At 67.3% G+C, this 16,150-nt stretch carries 19 protein-coding genes; 13 read left to right on the plus strand and 6 right to left on the minus strand.

Translation table 11 applies throughout. From position 1 onward, the window contains the following. Positions 1-121 precede the first annotated feature (121 nt). Both YWC_RS0106745 and YWC_RS28565 read left to right on the plus strand, forming a co-directional pair. Entirely contained in the window at positions 122-2,386 is a 2,265-nt protein-coding gene (locus tag YWC_RS0106745) for a PhoX family protein (RefSeq protein ID WP_027864686.1), read from the plus strand. A gap of 143 nt (positions 2,387-2,529) precedes the next feature. Further along, the gene (locus tag YWC_RS28565) at positions 2,530-2,982 is read left to right on the plus strand and encodes a hypothetical protein (protein WP_051306285.1); all 453 of its coding nucleotides are present in this window, start codon (positions 2,530-2,532) and stop codon (positions 2,980-2,982) included. Here YWC_RS28565 and YWC_RS0106755 read toward each other — a convergent pair. Next, on the minus strand, positions 2,979-3,872 hold the full coding sequence (locus tag YWC_RS0106755; RefSeq protein WP_027864687.1) for a LysR family transcriptional regulator ArgP: 894 nt from the start codon (positions 3,870-3,872) through the stop codon (positions 2,979-2,981). The two genes, YWC_RS28565 and YWC_RS0106755, sit on opposite strands and share 4 nt — an antisense overlap. Positions 3,873-3,966: 94 nt before the next feature. On the opposite strand from YWC_RS0106755, the gene YWC_RS0106760 reads away from it, so the two are divergent. Both YWC_RS0106760 and YWC_RS0106765 read left to right on the plus strand, forming a co-directional pair. Next, positions 3,967-4,584: a LysE/ArgO family amino acid transporter gene (locus YWC_RS0106760; protein ID WP_027864688.1), complete on the plus strand. Its 618-nt coding sequence runs from the start codon at positions 3,967-3,969 to the stop codon at positions 4,582-4,584. Between the two features lie 53 nt (positions 4,585-4,637). After that, positions 4,638-5,699 carry an NAD(P)H-dependent flavin oxidoreductase gene (locus YWC_RS0106765; RefSeq protein ID WP_027864689.1) on the plus strand — a complete coding sequence of 354 codons (1,062 nt, stop codon included), beginning with the start codon at positions 4,638-4,640 and terminating at the stop codon, positions 5,697-5,699. On the opposite strand, the gene YWC_RS0106770 is transcribed toward YWC_RS0106765, so the two are convergent. Next, positions 5,696-6,601, minus strand: a complete 906-nt coding sequence (locus YWC_RS0106770; RefSeq protein ID WP_027864690.1) for a LysR family transcriptional regulator — start codon at positions 6,599-6,601, stop codon at positions 5,696-5,698. The two genes, YWC_RS0106765 and YWC_RS0106770, sit on opposite strands and share 4 nt — an antisense overlap. A 102-nt stretch (positions 6,602-6,703) precedes the next feature. Between YWC_RS0106770 and YWC_RS0106775 the strand changes: the two genes are divergently transcribed. After that, complete coding sequence (locus YWC_RS0106775) at positions 6,704-7,711, plus strand: zinc-binding alcohol dehydrogenase family protein (protein WP_027864691.1); 1,008 nt, start codon at positions 6,704-6,706, stop codon at positions 7,709-7,711. Between the two features lie 31 nt (positions 7,712-7,742). Further along, positions 7,743-8,396, plus strand: a complete 654-nt coding sequence (nfsB, locus tag YWC_RS0106780) for an oxygen-insensitive NAD(P)H nitroreductase (protein WP_027864692.1) — start codon at positions 7,743-7,745, stop codon at positions 8,394-8,396. On the opposite strand, the gene YWC_RS31480 is transcribed toward nfsB, so the two are convergent. Next, on the minus strand, positions 8,383-9,045 hold the full coding sequence (locus YWC_RS31480; protein WP_051306286.1) for a DUF6624 domain-containing protein: 663 nt from the start codon (positions 9,043-9,045) through the stop codon (positions 8,383-8,385). The genes nfsB and YWC_RS31480 overlap by 14 nt on opposite strands. Before the next feature lie 158 nt (positions 9,046-9,203). On the opposite strand from YWC_RS31480, the gene YWC_RS0106790 reads away from it, so the two are divergent. The 5 genes from YWC_RS0106790 to YWC_RS0106810 are packed head-to-tail and all read left to right on the plus strand — an operon-like array spanning position 9,204 to position 12,151. Next, complete coding sequence (locus YWC_RS0106790) at positions 9,204-9,782, plus strand: histidine phosphatase family protein (RefSeq protein WP_027864693.1); 579 nt, start codon at positions 9,204-9,206, stop codon at positions 9,780-9,782. Positions 9,783-9,811: 29 nt separating this feature from the next. Beyond that, positions 9,812-10,150, plus strand: coding sequence for a DUF6152 family protein (locus YWC_RS0106795; protein WP_027864694.1), 339 nt, complete (start codon positions 9,812-9,814; stop codon positions 10,148-10,150). Continuing rightward, positions 10,150-10,626 carry a hypothetical protein gene (locus tag YWC_RS0106800; RefSeq protein ID WP_036213381.1) on the plus strand — a complete coding sequence of 159 codons (477 nt, stop codon included), beginning with the start codon at positions 10,150-10,152 and terminating at the stop codon, positions 10,624-10,626. Before YWC_RS0106795 ends, YWC_RS0106800 begins: the two co-directional genes overlap by 1 nt. 24 nt (positions 10,627-10,650) lie before the next feature. Further along, entirely contained in the window at positions 10,651-11,334 is a 684-nt protein-coding gene (locus YWC_RS0106805; RefSeq protein ID WP_027864696.1) for an SOS response-associated peptidase, read from the plus strand. Positions 11,335-11,377: 43 nt separating this feature from the next. Next, a complete protein-coding gene (locus YWC_RS0106810) occupies positions 11,378-12,151 on the plus strand; it encodes a glutaminyl-peptide cyclotransferase (protein ID WP_027864697.1) in 774 nt (257 codons plus the stop codon). Between the two features lie 4 nt (positions 12,152-12,155). Here YWC_RS0106810 and YWC_RS0106815 read toward each other — a convergent pair whose 3' ends face one another. From YWC_RS0106815 to YWC_RS0106825, 3 genes are all read right to left on the minus strand, one after another. Then, positions 12,156-13,184 carry a zinc-dependent alcohol dehydrogenase family protein gene (locus YWC_RS0106815; protein ID WP_027864698.1) on the minus strand — a complete coding sequence of 343 codons (1,029 nt, stop codon included), beginning with the start codon at positions 13,182-13,184 and terminating at the stop codon, positions 12,156-12,158. Positions 13,185-13,325: 141 nt separating this feature from the next. Then, on the minus strand, positions 13,326-13,790 hold the full coding sequence (locus YWC_RS0106820; protein WP_027864699.1) for a DUF2269 family protein: 465 nt from the start codon (positions 13,788-13,790) through the stop codon (positions 13,326-13,328). Then, positions 13,791-15,092, minus strand: a complete 1,302-nt coding sequence (locus YWC_RS0106825; RefSeq protein ID WP_027864700.1) for an SDR family oxidoreductase — start codon at positions 15,090-15,092, stop codon at positions 13,791-13,793. Positions 15,093-15,141: 49 nt separating this feature from the next. Here YWC_RS0106825 and YWC_RS0106830 point away from each other — a divergent pair, with 49 nt between their 5' ends. Together YWC_RS0106830 and YWC_RS28575 are read left to right on the plus strand one after the other, a co-directional pair. Continuing rightward, positions 15,142-15,615 carry a hypothetical protein gene (locus YWC_RS0106830; RefSeq protein WP_027864701.1) on the plus strand — a complete coding sequence of 158 codons (474 nt, stop codon included), beginning with the start codon at positions 15,142-15,144 and terminating at the stop codon, positions 15,613-15,615. 48 nt (positions 15,616-15,663) lie between these two features. After that, a complete protein-coding gene (locus YWC_RS28575) occupies positions 15,664-16,146 on the plus strand; it encodes a hypothetical protein (protein ID WP_051306287.1) in 483 nt (160 codons plus the stop codon). Positions 16,147-16,150: the final 4 nt, after the last annotated feature.

Consider the following 16,150-nt stretch of genomic DNA (forward strand, 5'->3'; position numbering starts at 1 on the left):
CCAGGGGTATCGTCGCCAAATTCGTCAAATTTGTCACACAACTGTTATCGAATGGTCACAAGGAAGTCATGTTCCCTCCCTACCATGCACGGACTATTCCTAACAACCAACAGGATCACCCGTGAACAAGCCGACCGACCTCGCCCGCATCCCTGTCGACCATGACGACATCGATACGAACGTTTCGTCGAATGAACACTTCAGCACTGTCCTCGAAGCCCGCCTGAGCCGCCGCAGCCTGCTGCGCGGCGGCGCCGCGACGGCTGCCTCCGCCCTGCTGGGCGCCATCGGCCTGAGCGGATGCGGCGGTTCGGACAACGACATCGCTACCCTGCCGACGCCGCCAGTCGGCAGCACCCCGCCGCCGCCGGCCGAAAAACTGCTCGGCTTCAGCGCCGTTTCCAAGAGCCTGGCCGATACGGTCGTCGTCCCGGCGGGCTACACCGCCAGCGTGCTGTACGCCATGGGCGACCCGCTGACCGCCTCCACGCCCGCATTCAAGAACGACGGCACCGACACCGACCACGAGAACCGTGCCGGCGACCAGCACGACGGCATGGAATTCTTCGCGCTCTCCAGCACCGGTATGCCGTCGACGACGGCGGCCGACCGCGGCCTGCTGGCAGTGAACCACGAAGCCACGATCGACGAGAAGCTTTCCGCATTCTTCCTGCACCCGAACGGCGGCACCATGAGCCTGCCGCGCCCGGCGCTTGAGGTGGACAAGGAAATGGCGCTGCATGGCCTGTCCGTGGTCGAAGTGCGCCGCAACGGCGCCAAATGGGAATACCTGAAGGATTCCGCGTTCAATCGCCGCGTCCATCAACAGACCGACATCGAGATCTCCGGCCCGGTACGCGGCAATGCGCTGGTGGTCACCAAGTACTCCACCAACGGCACCAGGATCCGCGGCACCCTGAACAACTGCGGCACCGGCAAGACTCCGTGGAACACCTACCTGTCGGGCGAAGAGAACTGGGCCGGCTACTTTACCCGCGGCGCGGCCGACAATGCCGCGCGCGGCAACGACAAGAGCGTGGTCTCGCTCAACCGTTACGGCCGCAGCCAGGGCGCGGCATCGCGCCACGGCTGGGAGACCGGTGGTACCGAAGACAAGTACGCTCGCTGGGACATCAGCAGGAAGGGTGCGTCGCTCGACGGTAGCGACGACTACCGCAACGAGCTGAACGGCATGGGCTACATCGTCGAGATGGATGCCTACGACAAGACCAAATCCATCAAGAAGCGCACCGCGCTGGGCCGCTTCGCCCACGAAAGCGCCGTCTTCGGCAAGCCGGTCGCCGGGCAGCCGCTGGCCGTGTACATGGGCGACGATTCGCGCAACGAATACATCTTCAAGTTCGTTTCGAACGCCGTCTGGGCCGCGGCCGACGCGACGCCGCTTGACCGCATCGCCACCGGCGACAAGTACCTCGACAGCGGCAAGCTGTACGTGGCGAAGTTCGCCGCCGACGGCAGCGGCCAGTGGATCGAACTTTCGATCGGCAATCCGGAGATCGCCTCCTACGCCGCCTACAAGTTCGCCGACCAGGCCGACGTGCTGGTGAATGCCAGACTAGCCGGCGACGCCGTCGGCGCGACCAAGATGGACCGCCCGGAATGGTGCTCGGTACATCCCGGCACCGGCGAGATCTACTTCACGCTGACCAACAACAGCAACCGCCGCGTCGAGCCGAGCGGATCGAGCCAGGCCGCGCCGGATGCCGCCAATCCGCGCGTCTACACCGACATGAAAGGCACGACCGCGCAGGTGGGCAATCCGAACGGCCATATCATCCGCGTCAAGGAAGGCGCTGCCGGTTCGACAGCCACCAGCTTCATCTGGGACATCTACCTGTTCGGCGCGGAATCCGGCGCCCCGGCAGGCACGGTGAACCTGTCCGGCCTTAGCGCCGACCAGGATTTCTCGAGCCCGGACGGCCTGGCCTTTACCCCCTCCACCGGCATCTGCTGGATCCAGACCGACGATGGCGCCTACACCGACGTCACCAACTGCATGATGCTGGCCGGCGTGCCGGGCCGCGTGGGCGACGGCAAGAAAGTCACCCTGAACTACCCGCGCGCCAACGGCAGCACCCTGAGCGTGGACACCTACGTCGGCCTGGCCGCGACCCAGGATACGCTCAAGCGCTTTCTGGTGGGCCCGGTCGGTTCCGAGATCACCGGCATCACCGAAACGCCGGACGGCAAGGCGCTGTTCGTGAACATCCAGCATCCGGGCGAGACCACCGCTGCAGCCAATGCCGCCGATCCAAGCAAGTACACCAGCCAGTGGCCGGCGAACGCGGGCTACGGCGCCGGCAAGCGCCCGCGCTCGGCCACCATCGTGATCACCAAGAACGACGGCGGCCGCATCGGCACCTGAGCCTGAAGCGGCGCTGACACAATCTCCATCCTTTGGGGCTGGACGTCCACACGTCCGGCCCTTTTTTTCGTCCATCGCAAAGAGGTTTGATGCGAGGCATGCCAGCATCGTGGATGCGCCCTTCAACGCCGCAGGAGCACGCCATGCCAACCGTCACGCTGTCCACCTATCTCCGCATCACGCGCGCCAGCGCCCTGTTCGATATCCTCATCGTCGCGCCCTTCGCCACGCCCTGGACCTTCCAGCTGCTGTACCCTCAGCTGGGCAAAGTCAATCTCTGGCTGGGCGGCGCGGCGCTGCCGCCCTTCGCCCAGCTGCATATCATGATCACCTGCCTGATGGGCAGCCTGGTGCTGCTGTGGTCCGTGCGGCGCTTGCTGGAACCGAGCCTGGCGCTGGGCCGCTACGACGGCGCCGGACGCTTCCTGTTCGCGACCTGGATGCTGTGGGCGCTGGCCCAGGGCGGGCTGCCGTTGGTCTGGCTGTTCCTGGCGCCGGAACTGCTGTGGGGCGTGGCGCAATGGTGGCCGGTGGCGCCAGCGCGCACGGCCCAGCGCAGCAACGGGCCGGGCCTCAAGCTCGTGCATGCTTCCTAAGGCAGCGGCAGCAGCACCGCGCGTGCGGTCTTCACCAGCGCCGCCCCCATGCGTTCGAGCCGGGGTGGCTGGATGCGCCAGGCGTGCCAGTAGAGCGGCACGTCCATGTGCAGCGTGGGCGCCAGGTCCACCAGGCTGCCGTCCTCCAGCATCGCACCGCACTGCTCCATGGGCAGCATGCCGTAGCCCATGCCGATCCGGATCGCCGTCACGAACGGGTCGCTGGCCGGCACGTAGTGGAACGGATAGGAGCCCTCGGGCAGGCCGAAATGCTTCAGCAGGAAGGCCGACTGCAGCGAGTCCTTGCGGTCGAAGACCACCACCGGCGCGCGGCGCGCCGTCTCGCGGTTGAAGCCGTCGGCGAACCACTGCCGGGCGAAGCTGTTCGACGCGACCATCCGGTAGCGCATCTGGCCCAGCGGGCTCACGCTGCAGCCGTGCATCGGCATCGCCTCGCCCGATATGCACGCCACCACGCGGCCCTGCTCCAGCAGCGCAAAGGTATGGCCCTGGTTGTCGAGCACGAATTCCACCAGCAGTTCTTCCTGCGCGAGGATGGGCGCCAGCACCGGCAGCAGCCAGGTCGCCAGGGTGTCGTTGTTGACCGCGATCGACACCCGGGCCGGGCCCTCGTCCATGCCCATCTCGGCCAGGAACTCCGATTCCAGCAAGGTCGAGCGGCGCAGGTACTGCAGCAGGCGCGTGCCCGGCCCGGTCGGCCGGCAAGGGCGGCTGCGCACCAGCAGCGGCGTGCCGAAGTCCTGCTCCAGCGCCGAGATGCGCTGCGAGACGGCCGAGGGGCTGAGCGACAGCTGGACGGCCGCCGCTTCCAGGCTGCCGGTGTCGACGGCGGCGATGAAGGCCGCGCTGCGGCGGGGATCGATTTGCATGGATCAGTTTTGCTTAACCAAGTTTAGAAATCATGAATATATTTGAATTTTGCTGTGCGGTAAGCAAACATGGCGGTTTTCGTCGAGGTGCATCATGTTTTTCCAACAGGTTTTCCTGCAGGGGCTGGGTTTGGGAGCCAGCCTGATCATGGCCATCGGTGCGCAGAATGCGCACGTGATCCGTACCGGCGTGCGCGGCCAGCACGTGCTGGCCACGGTCGCCGCCTGCATCGCGGTCGACGTGCTGCTGATCGGGCTCGGCATCGCGGGCCTGGGCGCGCTGGTGGAAGCCTCGCCCACGCTCATGGGGGTGGCGCGCTACGGCGGCGCCGCTTTCCTGGTCTGGTATGGCTGGCGCTGCTGGAAGAGCAGCCTGCGCGGCGGCGCGTCGCTCGCGGCGTCGCCCGACGAGAAGGCCCAGACCCTGGGCCGCGCCCTGGCCACCGTGCTGGCGCTGTCGCTGCTCAACCCGCACGTCTACCTCGATACCGTGGTGCTGCTGGGTGCGGTCGGCAGCAGCCTGGCCGGCGATGCGCGCCTGTCCTTTGCCCTCGGTGCGATGACGGCCTCGGTGCTGTGGTTCTCGGCGCTCGGCCTGGGCGCCCGGCGCTTCGCGACGGTGCTCGGCCGTCCGGCGGTATGGCGCGGAATCGAGGCCCTGACCGGCACCTTGATGCTGGTGCTGGCGTATCTGCTGGTACGCGGCGCATAAGCGCGCGGCTCTCGCTATACTCATGATGACACCTTGACTACGGAGCCGCCATCATGAGCCACGACCTGCTGTCGAAGCTGGACATCCGCTACCCCATCATCCAGGCCCCCATGGCGGGCGTCTCCACCCCGGCGCTGGCCGCCGCCGTCTCGGAAGCGGGCGGGCTCGGCTCGATCGCCCTGGGCACCTCGACCGTGCAGGCGGCGCGCGCCGCCATCGCGGCAGTGCGCGAGAAGACCGCCCGGCCGTTCAACGCCAACGTGTTCACCCATGCGCCGGCCCAGGCCGACCCGGCGCGCGAAGCCGCCTGGCTGGCCTGGCTGCGCCCGCATTTCGCACAGTTCGGCGCCGAGCCTCCTGCCGCGCTGTCGGAAATCTACCGCAGCTTCCTGGCGGACGAGGCGATGCTCGAGCTGCTGCTGGAAACGCGCCCGGCCGTGGTCAGCTTCCATTTCGGCCTGCCGCCGCAGGACTGGATCGACGCGCTGAAGGCCGCCGGCATCGTCCTGTTCACCACCGCGACTTCGCTGGACGAGGCGCAGCGGATCGAGGCGGCCGGGATCGACGTGATCGTCGCCCAGGGCATCGAAGCGGGCGGACACCGCGGCATCTTCGATCCTTCCGCACCCGACCCGGCCTTGCCCACCTTCGAGCTGCTGGAACAGCTGCGCGACAAGCTCGCGCTGCCGCTGGTCGCGGCCGGCGGCATCATGGACGGCAAACAGATCCGCACCGCCTTCTATCACGGCGCCAGCGCGGTCCAGATGGGCAGCGCCTTCATCGCCTGTCCCGAGTCCTCGGCCCCGCCGCACCACCGCGCGCTGATCGCGCAGGGCAGCGGTCTGCAGACCGAACTCACGGCCGTGATCTCCGGCCGGCCGGCGCGCGGCATCGTCAACCGCTTGTTCCTCGAGGTCGGGGCCGACGGCCATCCGCCGCTGCCGGACTATCCGATCGCCTACGACGCCGCCAAGGCCCTGCATGCGGCCGCATCCAGCAAAGGCAGCCAGGATTACTCGGTCAACTGGGGCGGCACCAACTTCGCCCAGGCGCGCGCCATGCCGGCGGGCGAACTGGTCGCCACCCTGGCGGCGGAAATGAACGAGGAAGCCTAGGCGTCGCGCGCCAGCGGGCGGCAGCGTTCTTCGACCAGGGCATGCAACAGCTTCACCGCGGGCGAGAACTGCCTGCGGTGCGGGCAGACCAGGTGCAGCGGGGTGGGCTCGCCCGGCAGCTCCGGCAGCAGCACTTCCAGCCGCTTCTCCGCCACGTCCTGGCTGACGTCGAGCCAGGATTTGTAGGCGATGCCCTCGCCGGCCAGCGCCCAGCGCCGCACCACCTCGGCATCGTCGCTCACCAGCCGCCCCGACACCTGCACCAGCCGCGCGCCTTCCGCGGTCGGGAAGGACCAGCGGTCGTAGGTGCGGCCGCGCAGCCGGTATTGCAGGCAGTTGTGATCCGCCAGCGCGTCGAGCGAGCCCGGGGCGCCGTACTGGGCGAGGTAGGCGGGCGAGGCCACCAGCACGCGGCGGTTAGTGGGCGCGACCGGCAGGGCGACGTAGCTGGCGTCATCGATCTGCCCGTAGCGCAGGGCGATGTCGACCGGGTCGCGGAACACGTCCGCCACCTGGTCCGACACCAGGAGCTGGATGTCGAGCCCCGGATGGGCGCGGCGAAATTCCGAGATCCAGGGCAGCAGCAGATTGCGCCCGAAGTCCGAGGGGGCCGCGATCTGCAGGGTGCCGGTCAGGCAGTTGGCGTCGCCCCGGAGGCCGTCGTGACCCTCGCGCAGGGCATCCAGCGCGTCCTGCGCGAAGGGCAGGTAGCGCTTGCCTTCCTCGGTCAGGCGTAGACTGCGGGTGGAGCGCGCGAACAGCCGGATGTCGAGCTCGCGCTCCAGGCGCCCGATCGCCGCGCTGGCCTGCCCGGGCAGCAGGTTGACTTCGCGCGCGGCCTTCGAAAAGCTGCCCAGGGCCGCGGTACGGACGAACAGCGCCAGGTCATCCAGCCTGATCATTTTCTCTCCAGCTGTGAAAGTGAAATCGCTCCAGCCGGGTTTTTCATCTCCGGCCTGCTACATAGAATCGTCATTGACCTCAAAACTTACCGGAGATTCAACATGAAAGCAGTAGTGTATACCCAGCATGGCTTGCCCATCAGCGACCCCCAGTCCCTGCAGGAGATCGAGCTGCCGATGCCGCTGGCCGGTCCGCACGACCTGCTGGTGGAAGTACGCGCCGTCTCCGTCAATCCGGTCGATACCAAGATCCGCCTGGGCAGCCCGGTCACCGAACCGCGCGTGCTGGGCTGGGACGCCAGCGGCATCGTGCGCGGCGTCGGCAGCGCCGTCAGCCTGTTCAAGGAAGGCGACGAAGTGTTCTACGCCGGCTCGCTGCTGCGTCCCGGTTCGAACAGCCAGTTCCAGGCCGTGGACGAGCGCATTGTCGGCCGCAAGCCGGCAACGCTCGATTTCGCCCAGTCGGCCGCCCTGCCCCTGACCGCGATCACGGCCTGGGAGCTGCTGTTCGACCGCCTGCGCATCGCCGAGGGCGGCGGTGGCGGGAAGTCGCTGCTGGTGATCGGCGCGGCCGGCGGAGTCGGCTCGATCCTGTTACAGTTGGCACGCAAGCTCACCGGGCTCACCGTGATCGGCACCGCCTCGCGCGAGGAAACCCGCAACTGGGTGCGCGAGCTCGGCGCCCACCACGTCATCGACCACGCGCAGCCATTGCGTCCGCAGCTCGAAGCGCTGGGCTTCCCGGCGGTGGACATCGTCATCAGCCTGACGCACACCGACAAGCACTATCCCGCCATCGTCGACGTGCTGGCGCCGCAGGGGCAGTTCGCGCTGATCGACGACCCGGCCAGCCTGGACGCGGTGCCGCTCAAGCGCAAGTCGATCTCGCTGCACTGGGAGCTGATGTTCACGCGCTCGATGTTCGAGACGGACGACATGATCAAGCAGCACAAGCTCCTGAACCTCGTCGCGCAGATGGTCGACGAGGGCAGCCTGCGCACCACGCTCGGCGAGCATTACGGCAGCATCTCGGCGCAGAACCTGCGCCGCGCGCATGCCCTGATCGAGAGCGGCCGCGCGGTCGGCAAGATCGTGCTCGAACATTTTTAAGTCAATGTAACAAGCTAAGGAAACGAACAAGATGGATATTCTCGCAACCGCCCGCAAGCGTCACACAGCCAAGGCCTACGACAGCGAACGCCGCGTCCCCGAAGAACTCATGCAGCAGGTCTACAGCCTGCTGCGCCACAGCCCCTCGTCGGTGAACTCGCAGCCCTGGCACTTCATCGTCGCCAACACCCCCGAGGGCAAGGCGCGGGTGGCCAAGGCGGCGCAGGGCGGCTATGGCTACAACGCGGCGAAGATCCTCGATGCCTCGCACGTGATCGTGTTCTGCTCGCGCATCGACATGGACGACGCCCACCTGGAGCGCCTGCTGGCGCAGGAAGCGCGCGACGGGCGCTTCCGCGACGATGCGGCGCGTGCGGGCCAGGACGCGGGCCGGCGCGGCTATGTGCGCACCCACCGCTACATCACGCGCGACCTGCCGCAGTGGCTGGAAAAGCAGGTCTACCTGGCGCTGGGTACCGCCCTGCTGGGCGCGGCTTCGCTCGGCATCGACGCCACGCCGATGGAAGGCTTCGACCAGAAGATCCTGGACGAGGAATTCGGCCTGCACGAGCAGGGCCTGGCCAGCGTGGTGCTGGCCAGCTTCGGCTACAGCTCGAGCGCCGACTTCAATGCCGGCCTGCCGAAGTCGCGCCTGCCGGAAGAGCTGACCTTCACTTTCGTGTGATGAGCGCCGGCGGCCCGTAGTGGTAATCCGCAGGATCCCGCGGCGGGACCGGGCAACGCTGCATCTCCAGCACCGCGCGCCGGTAGGCCTCCAGCGGCGCCATCCCGAGCCGCGCGCGGCGCGCCTCGACCTGCGCCCGGTCGTCCATGCGGTCGAACGCGAGGGCGCAGTAAATCCCGGTCGGGGCCGACAGCTGCGTCCCGTAATGCTGCGGGCGCTTCTCCATGACCGCGATGCGGTCGTACAGGTAGGCGAAGGACTCGTCCAGGCCGTCGCCGCCCGCGCTGGCGGCCTGCTCGACCAGGGCCAGCGCCTGCTTCTGGAAAGGCAGGTCGCGTTCTGCCTGCTGGACCACCACCCAGGCATCCTTGACTGCTCCTGCGCCATGCGTGGCCGCCGATGGCCAGCCACAGCGCGCCATCAGGGCCTTCAGGCGCTGCGTGTTGGTGCGGTCGACCAGCTCGACGTGCTGCAAGAGTTTCTGCTGAACGGGGCTCTCGGGGGCGAGGTAGTCGATGCGCTTGCGCAGTGCCTGGCCGGCCTCTTTCATGACCGCGAGTTCGCCGGCCAGCCCGCCGCAGGATTCGTCGGCCTGGGCGGACAACGGCAAGGCCAGGCAGGCGGCGAGCAGAGTGGCAGTCAGGCGCATCGTGTTCTCCAGTTCATCGTCGAACCAGTGTAGCGGGAGGCTCCGCTAGCGTCCATGCGAGGCGCATGGCGATGCCGCATCCCTGCTTGCCCCGCAGCCGTACGCTCGTCCATGTGCCGGGGCAGGATAATGCCCACAGCCGATCCGAGGGGACAAGCATGCTGCGACGACGCTTCCTGGCAATATCTGCCCTGCTGGCCAGCGGCCGCCTGGCTGCGGCCGAGCGCGACTTCTGGCAGCGCCTGCAGGAGGGCGGCTACGTGCTGCTGATCCGCCATGCCGCCACCCATCCCGGCATCGGCGATCCGCCCGGCTTCCGGCTGGCCGTGTGCAGCACCCAGCGCAACCTGTCGGACCAGGGCAGGCGCGACGCACGCACGATTGGCGTCGCCTTCCGCGAACGCGGCATCCCGCTCGGGCCGGTGCTGTCGAGCCGCTGGTGCCGCTGCCTCGACACCGCCCGCCTGGCCTTCGGCCGGGTGGAAGAAGCGCCGATGCTTGATTCCCTGTTCCGCGACAGCGAGGCCGCGGCACGCGCCAAGACCCGCGAAGTGCTGGACCGGGCCGCTGCATGGCGTGGAAACAAGGCCAACCTGGTGCTGGTCACGCACGACGTCAACATCCGCGCGCTGGTGAACGAATATGTGGCGCAGGGCGAGATCGTGGTGGCGCGGCCGGGACCGGACCGGCTGGAAGTCGTGGGTCGGCTGGGTGCACAAGATTTGGGCGTACAATAATTTGCCTTTTCCTTGACGGGAGACTGTCCATGAAACGCTGGTTTTTACTCGCTGCACTGGTCGCCACCACCGCTTCCGCCCACCATGGCTGGAGCGAATACAACGCCGACAAGCCGCTCACCCTGTCCGGCACCATCGAGGAGTCGGGATACATGCAGCCGCACGGCTTCGTGCGCCTCAAGACCGCCGACAAGACCTGGCTGGTGGTGCTGGCGCCGCCGGGACGCATGGAAAACCGCGGCTTGCCGAAGGAAAACCTGGCAGTGGGGGGCCAGGCCACGGTTGTTGGTTATCCACACCGCAGCAAGGCCACCGAGCTGCGCGCCGAACGCATTACCATCAAGGACAAGACCACGGAGCTGCGCTGATGCTGCAAGACGCGGCGAGCTTCGCCGCGTCCTTGCCGCTGGCGCAGGCCCTGCGCGAAGGCGCCTGGCTGTACCCGGCCGTCGAGACGCTCCACATCATCGGTTTCACCGTGCTGGTGGGCGCGGCGGCGATGTTCGACCTGCGCGTGCTCGGCTTCGGCCGCCAGCTGCCGGTCAGGGCGCTGGCGCGCCACCTGCTGCCCTGGTCGGCCGGCAGCATGCTGCTGGTGGTCCCCACCGGCCTGCTGCTGTTCGTGGCCGATCCGCTGGCCCTGCTGGCCAACCGCGTGTTCCTGCTCAAGCTCGGTCTGATGGTCCTGGCCGGTCTGAATGCGCTCGCCTTCCACGCCGGACCCTACCGCCGGGCGGAGGCCTGGCCGGACCGGGCGCCGCCACGGGCCATGCTGCATGCCCTGCTCTCGCTGGCTCTGTGGTTCGGCGTGATCGCCTGCGGACGCCTGCTGGCCTATTTCTAGTAGTTGCACTATGCTGGACGGATCATGTGCGTCAACTACCATACCCCCACCCGTGAACAGTTCGGCACGCTCGGCGCCTTCAGCGAGCTGCCGGCCGACTGGCGCTGGCCCGACGAAGTCTGGAAGGACTACAGCGCGCCGATCGTGCGCCGCGGCCGCGACGGCAGCCCTGAAGTCTGCCTGGCCAGTTACGGCATGGTGCCGCGCCGTCACATCCCGCCTGGGGTGAAACCCTTCGACACCATGAACGCACGCGCAGAATCGCTGGGCGAGCGGCGCTCCTTCGCCCCCGCCTGGCGCCGCCTGCAGCTGTGCGCGGTGCCGATGAGCTGGTTCTACGAGCCCTGCTACGAAAGCGGCCGCGCGCTGCGCCATGCGATCGGCATGCACGACGACAGCCCCTTCCTTGTTGCCGGCCTGTGGCGCGAGTGGACCGAGGCCGACGGCCGGGTCGAGTCCTCGTTCACCCAGATCACGATCAACGCCGACGAGCACCCCTTGATGTCGCGCATGCACAAGTCGGGCGACGAGAAGCGCTCGCTGGTCGTGGTCAGGCCGGAAGAACTCGAGGACTGGCTGGCCTGCCGCGACGTGGATACGGCGCGCAGTTTTCTCCGCCACTATCCGGCGGCAGGCATGAAGACCTGGGCGGCGCCGCAGACGGTCAAAAAACCCCCGGAGCCCTCGCCGAACCTGTCGCTGTTCTAGCGCTCCGGCGCGCACCCCATGATCATGCTAGAGTTTCAGCATCATGCTGAAACCACTCGCCACCTTCGCCTTCGCCGCCGCCATTGCCGTCCCCGCCCAGGCAGCCGTCCCGGTCTACGGCTTCGTCGTCAAGAACAGCTATCCGCACGACCCGAAGGCCTTCACCCAGGGCCTGTTCTTCCGCGACGGCCACCTGTACGAAACGACGGGCCGCAACGGCAGCTCCTCGCTGCGCAAGGTGGACCTTGCCAGCGGCAAGGTGCTGCAAAAGGCCGACATGCCGGCGGAAGTCTTCGGCGAAGGCTCGACCCCGGTCGGGAACAGCATCCTTGCCCTCACCTGGACCTCGCAGGTCGGCTACGTGTTCGACATGAAGACCTTCAAGCTGAAGCAGACCTTCAAGTACGTCGGCGAAGGCTGGGGCCTGGCCAGCGATGCCAAGGCGGTGTACATGAGCGACGGCAGCTCCTTCATCCGCGTGCTGGAACCGAAGACCATGAAGGAAGTGCGCCGCATCCAGGTGACGCACCAGGGCCAGCCGATCGCCCAGCTGAACGAGCTCGAGATGGTCGAGGGCGAGCTGTTCTCGAACGTCTGGGGCACCGACCTGATCCTGCGCATCGACCCTGGCAGCGGCAAGGTGAAAGGCGTGATCAACCTCGAAGGCCTGCTGCCCCCGGCGCAGCGCGGTACCCTCGACCCGGACGCGGTCCTGAACGGCATCGCCTGGGACAGCAAGGGCAAGCGCCTGTTCGTCACCGGCAAGCTGTGGCCCAGGCTGTACGAGATCGAACTGGTGCCGCAGAAGCGTCAGTGATCCTCTAGTGATCCTGGCTGGTCACATCGATGACCACCTTCCCGAAGTGCGAGCCTGATTCCATGTAGCGGTAGGCCTCCTGGGCCCGCGCGAACGGGAACACGCGGTCGATCACCGGCTTCAGGCCGGTGACGTCGGCGAAGCGCATCACGTCTTCCAGCATCGTGCGGCTGCCCACGAAGATGCCGACCATGCGCTTGGCGGTGGCCAGCAGCGAAGCGGGGTTCACCTCGCCGCCGAAGCCGCTGACGCCGCCGATGATCGCCACCGTCCCGCCCATCGCCGCCGCCGACACCGAGCGGTTGACCGTGCCCTTGCCGCCGACTTCCAGCACCACGTTTGCGCCCCTGCCCTGGGTCATGGCCAGCACTTCCTCGTGCCATTCGGGGATTTCCTGGTAGTTGATCGTATGGTGCGCCCCGAGGTGGCGGGCGCGCTGCAGCTTCTCATCGCTCGACGAGGTGATGATGGTGCGCAGGCCGGCCGCCTTGGCCAGCTGCATGCCCAGCACCGAGACGCCGCCGGTCCCGAGCAGCAGCACGGTGTCGCCCGGCTTGAGCCCATTGCTGGACACGAAGATCGCATTCCACGCGGTGACGCCGGCGCAGGGCATGGTGGAGGCCTCGATGAAGCTCAGCGAGGCCGGGATCTTCGCCAGCGCGTCCTCGTGCAGCACCACTTCCTCGGCCAGCATGCCGTCGATGTCGCCGCCCAGGGCGTGGCGGATCTTGTCGGCCGAGGTCATGCCGTCCTGCCAGTAAGGGAAGAAGGAGCCCGCCACGCGGTCGCCGACCTGTACGCGCGTGACGCCCGGCCCGACTTCCAGCACTTCGCCGGCGCCGTCCGAGCAGGGGATGATCGGATCGTCCACGGTGACGAGGTAGTTGCCGCTGGCGACCATCAGGTCGCGGTAGTTCAGCGACACCGCATGTACGCGGATGCGCACCTCGCCGTGGCCGAGGTTGCGGTCCGGGTAGTCGATGCACTGCAGGCCGTCGATGTTCGCGCCGGGAAGAATCTGGTATGCCTTCATGGGGTTCTCCTGAGGATGATCGGTTGTCAAAAAGAGCGCCTAACAAAACCCCGAGGGCAAGGCGCATCGTCGAAGACAGTACGCTAGTACGGCGAGACGATGCAACGCAGCCATCGGGGGAATTGTTAGGCGCTCTAAAGGTCACATCGGCTTGGCGACCATTAGCCAGAAAATCACCACGAAGGCGATGAAGGCCGGCACGCCGAGCGTGACCCAGATGCGGAAAAAGCGCCAGTACTGCGGCGTGAGTTCGGTGCCCGTGCGCGCCGCCTCCTGGGCGATGTCGCGCATGCGGATCTGCAGCCACACCACCGGCAGCCAGCAGGCACCGGCCAGCACGTACAGGATGATCGACCACATGATCCACTTGCTGTGCAGCGGGTAGCCCGCCAGGTGGATCAGGTAGAAGCCGGTCAGCGGCTGCGCGATCGCGGTGGTTGCCGTGAACAGCCAGTCGGCCACCACCACGTACTTGGCCACCACGGCGATCGCGCGCACGTCGCGGCTGACGTTGGCGAACAGCATGTACCAGGCCGAGCCGATGCCGGTGCCGAACAGGAAGGTGGACGACAGGATGTGCAGCCACTTGACGACGACGTAGTCCATCTATGTTTCCTCCAGTTCGTAGAGCAGCCAGATGGCTGCCAGCATGGGCAGGTTCTTGGTGAGCGGCCCGTAGGGATGCAGCAGGAATTCCGGCAGCTTGATGGCGATGACGACGGTGTAGAAACCGATCAGGCCGAGCTGCGCCAGCCACAGCCAGCGCCGCCGCGCCAGCAACAGGATGCCCAGGCCCAGCGCCAGGTCGAAGGTGGCGGCGCCGTACAGCATCAGGGGCTGCAGCGCCGGCGGAATGCCGGTGCGGGCCAGCAGGTCGTAGCTCGCTTCGACCGGATACAGGCCGTAGGAGACGATGGCAGTGATGATCCACACCGCCACGATCGACAGGCGCAGGACCGGCAGCAGCCAGCCCAGCTTGGCCTGGGTGCGCTCGGCGCCGGGGTTGCGGATGAAGTCCTGTACCGGGCGCGGCGGATGGCCGAGCAGCTGGGTCGTCATCGACACGTCGCCGGCATTGCCGCGGTCCAGCATGCGCAGCGCCTCCTCGTCGAGCAGCCCGCCCGGCAGCACGCGGCCGAACTTCGCCATCAGGCGCGCCAGCGCGCCGGGCAGCGGCAACACGGGCTGGCGCCCCATTCCCATGCTTGTCCGCAGCGCCTGCAGATAGTCGGTGAAGGGCATCGCCTGGGGCCCGACCAGGGGCACGCGCAAGGCCGTGCCGTTGGCGGGCGACAGCGGCAGGCGGTGCTTGAGCAGGCCGGTGACGGCCGCCACCAGGTCGTCGATGTGGATCGGCTGCACCAGCTGGGGCGCGCTGCCGAAGCGCAGCGTGAGCGGCATGCTGGCCAGGGTGCGGAACACCCTGGCGCTGGTTCCCTCGCTGCCATATACCAGCGAGGGCTGCACGATGTAGGCGCGTACGGGAAGCGAGGCCAGGTAGTCGTCGGCCGCCTTCTTGGACAGGTGGTAGCGGGTGTCGGCGGCACGGTCGGCGCCCAGGGCAGAGAGCTGGATCACCATCTGCACCTCGTGCGATTCGGCGCAGGCGGCGAACAGGGCGCGCGGCGCTTCGGTATGCAGGCGCTCGAAGGTCTGGCTGCCGGTTTCGCGGAAGATACCGACCGTGTTGATCACCACGTCGATGCCGGAAAGGCGCGCCAGCCAGGCGGATTTATCGGTATCTTGGGTGAAGTCCGCATGGATGTAGGCGAGGCGCGCGCTGTTGCCGGATTCGGTACTGCTCCTGGGCCGGCGCACCGCGCAGACGACGTGGTGGCCTTCGGCCAGCAATGCCTGGAGCAGGTGTTGTCCGATGAAACCGCTGGCTCCCGTCAGCAAGATCCGCATCCATGCTTCCTTTCACGCAATTCAAGTGTAACCCGATCAAGAGGACCCTATGCAAACGCAAGCCTGGAACTCGGCACTACAGCGCGGCCTCGTCGGCGGCGCCACCTCCAGCATCCTGTCGACGGTGGCGCTGGCGGCCCTCGGCAAGAAGGAAGTCGGCAGCGCCTACGCGCCCACCAATGCGGTCAGCCACTGGCTCTACGGCGACAAGGCGGCGCGCCACAGCGGCCCGTCCATGCGCTACACGGTGCCCGGCTACCTGATCCACCACGCCAGCGCTACCTTCTGGTCGATCCTGTTCGAGCGCTTCGCCGGCAAGTATCTCGACCGCAATACGCCGGTCGGCATGCTCACCGCGGCGGCGGCCACCTCGGCCTTCGCCTGCTTCGCCGACTACAACCTGACGCCCAAGCGCTTCCATCCCGGCTATGAAAAGCACCTGTCCAAGCCTTCGCTGGCCGTCGTGTATGCCGGCTTTGCACTGGGCCTGGCGGCGGGCGCCGCGCTAATGCGTCGCAAGTAGTCTAGAGCAGGCAGAGAAAACGTGCCGCCCTATGTCTATGCGTTAATAGTGCATGGGGTCATCGGCTTCCTCGACGTGGCGATCAACCACGAATGGCTGGCGAAACTGCCCTCGCGGCCTGAGTGCGTGTCCGAAGAACGCCTGCACAGCGCGCGCGAATTCCTGTTCGCCGCGCTGTTCGCCTCGCTCGCCTGGTTCGAGTGGCACGGGGCCTTTGTCTGGTGGATCGTGGCGCTGTTCGCTGGCGAACTGCTGGTCACGGCGCGCGACGTGGTGGTCGAAGGCGAGGTGCGCCAGCTGCCGGCCAGCGAACGCTTCCTGCACCTGTTCCTGTTCATGAACCTCGGCATCATGGTCACGCTCACCGGACAGGCGCTGCTGGCCTGGCACGCACTGCCTACCGGGCTGGCGCCGGTGAACCATGGCTGGGCCAGCTGGTTGCTGAGTGCGATGGCCCTGGGCGCGTTTGCCTGGGGGGTGCGCGATGCACGCGCGTCGCTGCGCCTTGGCCGGGAAGCGCTACCGGCCTGATATC

Origin of the sequence: Massilia alkalitolerans DSM 17462 (assembly GCF_000427785.1) — a bacterium.
Classification (GTDB): domain Bacteria; phylum Pseudomonadota; class Gammaproteobacteria; order Burkholderiales; family Burkholderiaceae_D; genus Telluria; species Telluria alkalitolerans.

Excerpts from the sequence above, each read along its gene's own strand:
- YWC_RS0106795 (WP_027864694.1), top strand. The coding sequence starts at position 9,812 with ATGAAACGCTGGTTTTTACTCGCTGCACTGGTCGCCACCACCGCTTCC.
- YWC_RS28565 (WP_051306285.1), top strand. The coding sequence starts at position 2,530 with ATGCCAACCGTCACGCTGTCCACCTATCTCCGCATCACGCGCGCCAGC.
- YWC_RS0106760 (WP_027864688.1), top strand. The coding sequence starts at position 3,967 with ATGTTTTTCCAACAGGTTTTCCTGCAGGGGCTGGGTTTGGGAGCCAGC.
- YWC_RS0106800 (WP_036213381.1), top strand. The coding sequence starts at position 10,150 with ATGCTGCAAGACGCGGCGAGCTTCGCCGCGTCCTTGCCGCTGGCGCAG.
- YWC_RS0106810 (WP_027864697.1), top strand. The coding sequence starts at position 11,378 with ATGCTGAAACCACTCGCCACCTTCGCCTTCGCCGCCGCCATTGCCGTC.
- nfsB (WP_027864692.1), top strand. The coding sequence starts at position 7,743 with ATGGATATTCTCGCAACCGCCCGCAAGCGTCACACAGCCAAGGCCTAC.
- YWC_RS31480 (WP_051306286.1), bottom strand. The coding sequence starts at position 9,045 with ATGCGCCTGACTGCCACTCTGCTCGCCGCCTGCCTGGCCTTGCCGTTG.
- YWC_RS0106790 (WP_027864693.1), top strand. The coding sequence starts at position 9,204 with ATGCTGCGACGACGCTTCCTGGCAATATCTGCCCTGCTGGCCAGCGGC.
- YWC_RS0106815 (WP_027864698.1), bottom strand. The coding sequence starts at position 13,184 with ATGAAGGCATACCAGATTCTTCCCGGCGCGAACATCGACGGCCTGCAG.
- YWC_RS0106820 (WP_027864699.1), bottom strand. The coding sequence starts at position 13,790 with ATGGACTACGTCGTCGTCAAGTGGCTGCACATCCTGTCGTCCACCTTC.
- YWC_RS0106770 (WP_027864690.1), bottom strand. The coding sequence starts at position 6,601 with ATGATCAGGCTGGATGACCTGGCGCTGTTCGTCCGTACCGCGGCCCTG.
- YWC_RS0106805 (WP_027864696.1), top strand. The coding sequence starts at position 10,651 with ATGTGCGTCAACTACCATACCCCCACCCGTGAACAGTTCGGCACGCTC.
- YWC_RS0106765 (WP_027864689.1), top strand. The coding sequence starts at position 4,638 with ATGAGCCACGACCTGCTGTCGAAGCTGGACATCCGCTACCCCATCATC.
- YWC_RS0106775 (WP_027864691.1), top strand. The coding sequence starts at position 6,704 with ATGAAAGCAGTAGTGTATACCCAGCATGGCTTGCCCATCAGCGACCCC.
- YWC_RS0106755 (WP_027864687.1), bottom strand. The coding sequence starts at position 3,872 with ATGCAAATCGATCCCCGCCGCAGCGCGGCCTTCATCGCCGCCGTCGAC.
- YWC_RS0106825 (WP_027864700.1), bottom strand. The coding sequence starts at position 15,092 with ATGCGGATCTTGCTGACGGGAGCCAGCGGTTTCATCGGACAACACCTG.
- YWC_RS0106830 (WP_027864701.1), top strand. The coding sequence starts at position 15,142 with ATGCAAACGCAAGCCTGGAACTCGGCACTACAGCGCGGCCTCGTCGGC.